At 35.3% G+C, this 2,990-nt stretch carries 4 protein-coding genes; 1 reads left to right on the plus strand and 3 read right to left on the minus strand.

Going from position 1 to position 2,990, the window contains the following annotated elements; translation table 11 throughout:
- From A9G40_RS05635 to A9G40_RS05645, 3 genes are all read right to left on the minus strand, one after another.
- Positions 1-1,163 (minus strand): hypothetical protein (locus A9G40_RS05635; RefSeq protein WP_141675203.1); only part of this gene is annotated, 1,163 nt, incomplete at its 3' end.
- A 323-nt stretch (positions 1,164-1,486) separates the two neighbouring features.
- Complete coding sequence (locus tag A9G40_RS05640) at positions 1,487-1,711, minus strand: hypothetical protein (protein WP_065582259.1); 225 nt, start codon at positions 1,709-1,711, stop codon at positions 1,487-1,489.
- Positions 1,711-1,878, minus strand: coding sequence for a transposase (locus tag A9G40_RS05645; RefSeq protein WP_081297217.1), 168 nt, complete (start codon positions 1,876-1,878; stop codon positions 1,711-1,713). The genes A9G40_RS05640 and A9G40_RS05645 overlap by 1 nt, the downstream gene beginning before the upstream one ends.
- A gap of 271 nt (positions 1,879-2,149) precedes the next feature.
- Between A9G40_RS05645 and A9G40_RS05650 the strand changes: the two genes are divergently transcribed.
- Positions 2,150-2,611 (plus strand): hypothetical protein, encoded by a 462-nt coding sequence (locus A9G40_RS05650; RefSeq protein WP_065582260.1) that lies wholly within the window; start codon positions 2,150-2,152, stop codon positions 2,609-2,611.
- Positions 2,612-2,990 lie beyond the last annotated feature (379 nt).

Genomic DNA, 2,990 nt, shown 5'->3' on the forward strand with positions numbered 1-2,990 from the left:
CCGACAGAACCTTGACACCAGTGACCTGACCACTTACCCGAACAAACCGCATTAGTTAAATCCCTTACCTGTGGAAAACGATAACCTAAATGACTACACCAAGAGGCTTGATTAGAAGCGTCATTAGATCGAGATCCACGATTAACGAACCACTGCTTCAACTCAAACCCATACTTAACGACCACACTACCTTGACTATCTCTCCCCACTAACTCAAATGTTTGAGGCAAGGTTGGCTTGCTAAGTGGACTTGGGGAATCTGAGCTTTTTTGGTTATCACTTGCCCTAGGACCCGTTAGCGTAACGCGTATTACCTCTACTGAATGATTGGATATCCAATCATCGCTTGCATTTGGTAATGTCCTTGTTACAGTAGCTGTTATTCCCCCATGCGTAACAGAAGCCCAAGTCAACTGGCGACCTCCTCCTATGTCTAAATCAAAGTACAAGCCATCTGCACCTGTTGTCGGAAAATTTAATTCGTAAAATGTTGGATTAGTTGATTGAACTAGAAATCCTTTAGTTGGATTCCAAATATTAGGTGGACCAGCGTAATCACCTGTACCATAGGTTAGATTGGGTCTTACATAACAGATTTTAGGAGGTAAATTTGGGCTGATGTAGTACTCCACCGATTGACGGTGGAAATAATTTGTATCTGGTACACCGTACTGTGTTTTTAAAAATCCCGCTGTACTACTTAACATCACCTTATAAGGTGCTTTACAAATATCTAAAATATCATTACGACTAACAGCATTACCATTTTTATCGAAAAAATAAGCAGATAGATTTCCTTTTGCGGTTACGCCATTTACTCCCTGACCATCACCATCATCATCGCCCCAATAATGATAAGTGTTCACTATATCATTTAAACTGACTGAATCAACTGATGAGGGAATCAACATGTGAATATCGCTTAAAGTACTTCCTTTAGGTAAAGTTATTGGATTTGTTACGCTTGATGTATTGGTTGATGGAGTAACTATTGTTCCATCCGATAGAGTGATATTCAATAAATCCTCGGTTGTGATCACTTTAGTTTTACCACCATCAAATGTTAAATATGGTGCACTACCTTGTATAACATTACTAGTATGCACCGTTAATGCCTGCGAATTGGGCGAATACGACAATAACAACAATGGTCCTAATACCAACGGGATTTTTGTAAATAATTCTATGGATAATTTCGATGATAAAAATGAGGCAAGTGTAAAAACTCGTCTAACGTAGTTATTTGATAAATTTAAGACATAGGTTTGCCATGTCTGGTGTCTGGTGTCTGGTGTCTGGTGTCTGGTGTCTGGTGTCGATAAGTATACTGCATAACATCCTTCTTGTAAAGTAATATGTTGTTTTATTTTGCTTTTTTGATGATTTATAACCTATAAAATATAGCTAAATTAATTCTAATTTTTAAAATTATAATGTTTAAAAAAAATTTGGCGACATTTTTTACTAAAAATTTTGTAAAGATTTGTTAAGGAACTTGATTCTGTTTTTGGGTGTGCTTGTAAATACCCCAACGTAAATGCCGGTCTGTAATAGCATTCAACACCGAAACAATCACCGAATCATCCTGTAACTTAGCTTGATAATAGTAAGCACAACGGCTTAAGCCAACAATGGCACAACTCATAGCAATAGTAACCGAATGATTTTGTTGTAGTTGCTGTGCCCACGTTTTACGTGCCCCAGTTGGCACTAAAGCTTTTTTATAATTTCTTCCTGAAGCTGGGATTTTAAGCTCAGTTCGGCAAACATCTGCTTAAGCTTGCGGTTTTCAGCCTCCAGCTCCTTTAAGCGTTTGATATCCGACGTTTCCATTCCGCCGTATTTTTCTCGCCATTTATAGAAAGTTGAATTGCCCATACCCTATTTACGGCACAGTTCTTTAACAGGAATACCTGCTTTAGCTTCTTTTAAAATTGTCTCTTTTTAAGCGAAGTTCTTCCACCTAGCCATCGAGGAAAGCCTAGAATACTTGGTGTAAGTAAATTTTTAATACCCTCCTCTATTTAATAACACAAAAGCAATTTACTTAATTTTGGAAAATAACAATGAGTCTTTGAGAGTACGTTTAGACAAATAAACAAAAAACAAGCTTATTGATATAACTCCAATTCATATAGAGGAATAAAAAATGTATAAGTATTATGATCTAATACTAAATAAACTAAAAACCCATGATAAATCGTTACTTACACGTTATGGGAAGCTATATCCAGTCAGAATGAATTTTGCCTATCATAATGATGCCTATCAAAGGAAACACGGAGTAGATGCGTATATGGATATGTTGAACTTGTCTGATTTAACATTACTTTCTAACCATATTCTTAGCATTGTTTGGGTAATGGCTTTTGATGAGCAATATGGCTTTTATTTTCCTGCCATGTTGTATTTCGATTCAGAACAATATGCAAATTATAACGTTATTATGAAGTTAGTTACTGATTGTTGGAAAAATCAAACTGATGGAAATGGTATTAATGTTGAACAAGAACTAGCTAAGAACACTTTATCTGAATTAGCACAACTCTCGTGGGAAAAACAAAATCCTCTTCGTACCTTATATATTAACAACGTACATACTTTCGGCTAAACAGATTGATCGCTTATAACGATCAATAATATCCCAACTGATCGTTATAAACGATATGACAATACGTAATATTTTTCTAATAATAATGATAAGTTTTTGTTCAAAAATAATTTAAGGAGATGAAATGACTAAACATGATTGTGGCGAAGATCCGAATTTTACATCTCTATGCCCAGTGCTCGGTCATTTCTGCATTTAGTTCTGTTTCAATGATAAGTTTATTTAAAAAGCCAGTTAATTTACCTATTTTTTTGTACATTAGACTACGTTAAGACAGGCAAAAATACAGACTTATTTACAGGGTCCATAAATTATAAGGCTGACTATTAAAACCGAGTCTTTATGCTCAATATTGAATATAAAGACATTGTTATTATGA

This window comes from Gilliamella sp. Nev3-1 (assembly GCF_001690435.1).
GTDB lineage: Bacteria > Pseudomonadota > Gammaproteobacteria > Enterobacterales > Orbaceae > Gilliamella > Gilliamella apicola_C.

Excerpts from the sequence above, each read along its gene's own strand:
- A9G40_RS05645 (WP_081297217.1), bottom strand. The coding sequence starts at position 1,878 with ATGGGCAATTCAACTTTCTATAAATGGCGAGAAAAATACGGCGGAATG.
- A9G40_RS05650 (WP_065582260.1), top strand. The coding sequence starts at position 2,150 with ATGTATAAGTATTATGATCTAATACTAAATAAACTAAAAACCCATGAT.